General features: G+C 67.1%; 5 protein-coding genes. All 5 read right to left on the minus strand.

Annotated elements, in window-relative coordinates; all coding sequences use genetic code 11:
* On the minus strand, nucleotides 1–214 hold a 214-nt coding region (locus ACIQ6O_RS15460; RefSeq protein ID WP_396208673.1), incomplete at its 3' end, for a hypothetical protein.
* Between the two features lie 9 nt (nucleotides 215–223).
* Nucleotides 224–769, minus strand: coding sequence for an RNA polymerase sigma factor (locus tag ACIQ6O_RS15465; protein ID WP_396208674.1), 546 nt, complete (start codon nucleotides 767–769; stop codon nucleotides 224–226).
* A gap of 91 nt (nucleotides 770–860) precedes the next feature.
* Nucleotides 861–1,481, minus strand: coding sequence for a DUF2628 domain-containing protein (locus ACIQ6O_RS15470; protein WP_396208675.1), 621 nt, complete (start codon nucleotides 1,479–1,481; stop codon nucleotides 861–863).
* The gene (locus ACIQ6O_RS15475; RefSeq protein WP_396208676.1) at nucleotides 1,478–2,539 is read right to left on the minus strand and encodes an agmatine/peptidylarginine deiminase; all 1,062 of its coding nucleotides are present in this window, start codon (nucleotides 2,537–2,539) and stop codon (nucleotides 1,478–1,480) included. The genes ACIQ6O_RS15470 and ACIQ6O_RS15475 overlap by 4 nt, the downstream gene beginning before the upstream one ends.
* Nucleotides 2,540–3,033 (minus strand): nitrilase-related carbon-nitrogen hydrolase (locus tag ACIQ6O_RS15480; RefSeq protein ID WP_396208677.1); only part of this gene is annotated, 494 nt, incomplete at its 5' end. It lies immediately after the preceding gene.

Here is a 3,033-nt window from a genome sequence, read left to right on the forward strand (position 1 = left end):
GAGGCCGCACGCCGCGCGAACGCGGCGTCGCCGCGAGATCGCCGGACGGCGCGTGCATGGCCGCGGCCAGCACCGCCCGCGACACGCGGGCGACGTGCGTCGCATCGTGGGCGGGGGTGGCATCGTAGGACGCGCGCAACTGCGACGCGATGAACGTCGCGTGCACATCGTCCAGATCATCCGGCCGAGGGAACGTCAGGTCGTCAGCAGCCATGGCGCCCCATCATACCCCGCGATCCTTCGCGTCGGCCAGCAAGGCCCGCAACCGTTCGCTGCCGCGCTTGACTCGCATCTTGAGCGCCGACTCGCCGGCCCCGGTCATCGCTGACATCTCCGAGTACTCGAGCTCTTCCGCGTACTTGAGCAGCAAGGCCTCGCGCTGCAGCGGATCGAGCTGCGCGAGGGCTCGCACCACCGCCGCGTCTTCCATGCCCGACGCGTGCGCCGCCGGCGGCGCCGCCGCCGACTCGATGGCGATCTCGTCCTGGACAAAGCGCTTCGTCCGACGACCGCGCGACGTGAGGAAATTGCGGCACTGGTTGGTCAGGATGCGAAAGAGCCAACCGCGGAACTGATCACGCTCGTCGTACCGGCCGATGGCCAGGTACGCGCGCAGAAAACTGTCCTGAACCACGTCCTCCGCATCGGCCCGCTCCCCCAGCATGTGGTACGCGAACCGCCAGCACGCGTCGTAATGACGCGCCACGAGGGTCCCGAACGCATCCGGGTCTCCGGCACGGGTCCGGACGACCAACTCCGCGTCAGTCATCGGAGTACAACAATCGATCGCCGCCTTTCGTCACTTGGTCCCACGCTCCGCATGGGACCGGCGCGGCGGCATGACACGAGAACTGCCGCGGTCATCCCCCGAACTGCATGAGCGTGATGACCAGCATCAGCACTACGAACAGGGAAGTGGCCGTACGGTTCACCCCACCCATTCGCCGCATGAGCTCGAGCCCTTCACGCGCCGACACCCCCTGCATGCTCACGAGGCGGCTGGCCGCGCGCGCCCGGCGGAAGAGAAACCAGTTGGCCGTCCCCCCGGCTGCCAGGCTTGACGAGACGAACACCGCGATGCTCATGAGCTGCAGCCACTCGTTTTCCGGCTTGCTCAATTCGGCCACCGTCTGCGGCGTGTCGGAGCCGGTCAGCCAGCGGAACACGAAGCCCGGCACGAGGAAGAACACCGTGAAGGGCACATAGAGCTTGCGGTACAGGAACCACGCCGGCGGAAAGGCGATGGCGGCCGGCCAGTTCCACGTGGGCACGAAGCTCGGATCCTCGAAGAACGGCGCGAGCTTCCGGCGATAGCTCTTCTCCCACTTGGGGCCGAAGTACGCCTGCATGCGTTCGTCGCTGAACTCGTCGCCCGGGGCGGCCTGACGGGCCCATCGCGGCAACTCCGGCGGCGTGGCATCCGGCTGGCCGTTGGTGGCGTCACGATCATCGGGCACTTGGTCGCGCTGCTCGTCAGTCATGACGACTGGCTCCGCGCGGCGGGCTGCTGTTGCGACAGGCAGTGCAGCGTCCCGAGGCCCCACACGAGGTCCACCGCGTGGATGCCCACGATCTCGTGCTGCGGCATGAGATCGGCGAGGATGTTGAGCGCCACGCGATCGTTCTTGTCGTTGAACGTGGGCACGATGCACACACCGTTACCCACGTAGAAGTTCGCGTAGCTGGCGGGGAGACGCATGCCGTCCATGATCACCGCGCGCGGGAAGGGCAGCGTGACCACGTCCAGTGACTTGCCGCGCGCATCGTGCGCCGCACGCAGGCGATGCAGATTGTCGAGCGAACGCACGTGATTCTCGTCGTGCGCATCTTCTTCGTGCGCGAGCACTACCACACCCGGCGCCACGAAGCGCGCGATGTCGTCGATGTGCCCATGCGTGTCGTCGCCCACGCACCCTTCGCCGAGCCAGATGGTGTTGGTGATGCCGAGGTACTCGCGGAAGGCGCGCTCGTAGTCCTCACGGCCGTAGCCCGGGTTGCGCACCTGCACGTCGCTCAGCAGCCACTCTTCGGTCACGAGCAGCGTGCCCGCGCCATCAGTTTCGATACCACCGCCCTCGAGAATGAGGGGCTGTCCGTTGTCGTGACGCACGGCATTGATCACCGGCAGGCCGCTGATCTCCGCCATGCGCGCCGGCACTTCATTGTCGAGGGCGAAGTTGTCGTACTTGGCCCACGCGTTGAACCCCCAGCGCACGAGCGCCGTGCTGCCGTCGGCGCGGTGCACGCCCGTGGCGCCGGAGTCACGCAGCCACACACGATCGGTGGGCTGCAGATGCAGCCGGTACTGGCTCTCCTCCACGCCGTGCAACGTGAGGCACGCGCGCGCTTCCTCGGCGACCTGGTCGTTGTGGCAGAGAATCTCCACGCGCTCGAACTGGCCGAGTGCGCGAACGATCTCGGTGTACACCCACGGAATGGGCGCCAACTTGCCGGGCCAATCGGGCTCGTGATGCGGCCAGCCGATCCAGGTGGCGTCGTGGCGCTCCCACTCGGCCGGCATGCGCAGGGCGTTGCTCACTTACTTGCCCAACCAGCGATTGAGGATCGGGCCGTACGCGTCGATGCGACGATCGCGCAGGAACGGCCAGTTGCGACGCGTCTCTTCGATGAGGCCCAGATCGCACGTGGCCGTCAGGATCGCCGGTTCGGTGCCCGCCTGTGCGAGATACCGGCCGAATGGGTCGCAAATGAATGACTGTCCGAAAAACTCGAGACCGTCGGTGCCGGGCTCGGGCTCGTGTCCCACGCGATTGGGCGACGCGACGAAGACGCCGTTGGCGATGGCATGCGCGCGCTGGGCTGTGCGCCACGCATCCACCTGCGCGTCACCGAACGTGGCCTTCTCGGCCGGATGCCAGCCGATGGCGGTGGGATAGAACAGGATCTGCGCGCCGAGCAGTGCGGTGATGCGCGCGCCTTCGGGATACCACTGATCCCAGCAGATGAGCACCCCGATGTCGGCGTACTTGGTGCGCCACACGCGGAAGCCGTTGAAGCCCGGGTGCTTGTCGG

The organism is Gemmatimonas sp. (genome assembly GCF_044345575.1).
GTDB lineage: Bacteria > Gemmatimonadota > Gemmatimonadetes > Gemmatimonadales > Gemmatimonadaceae > Gemmatimonas.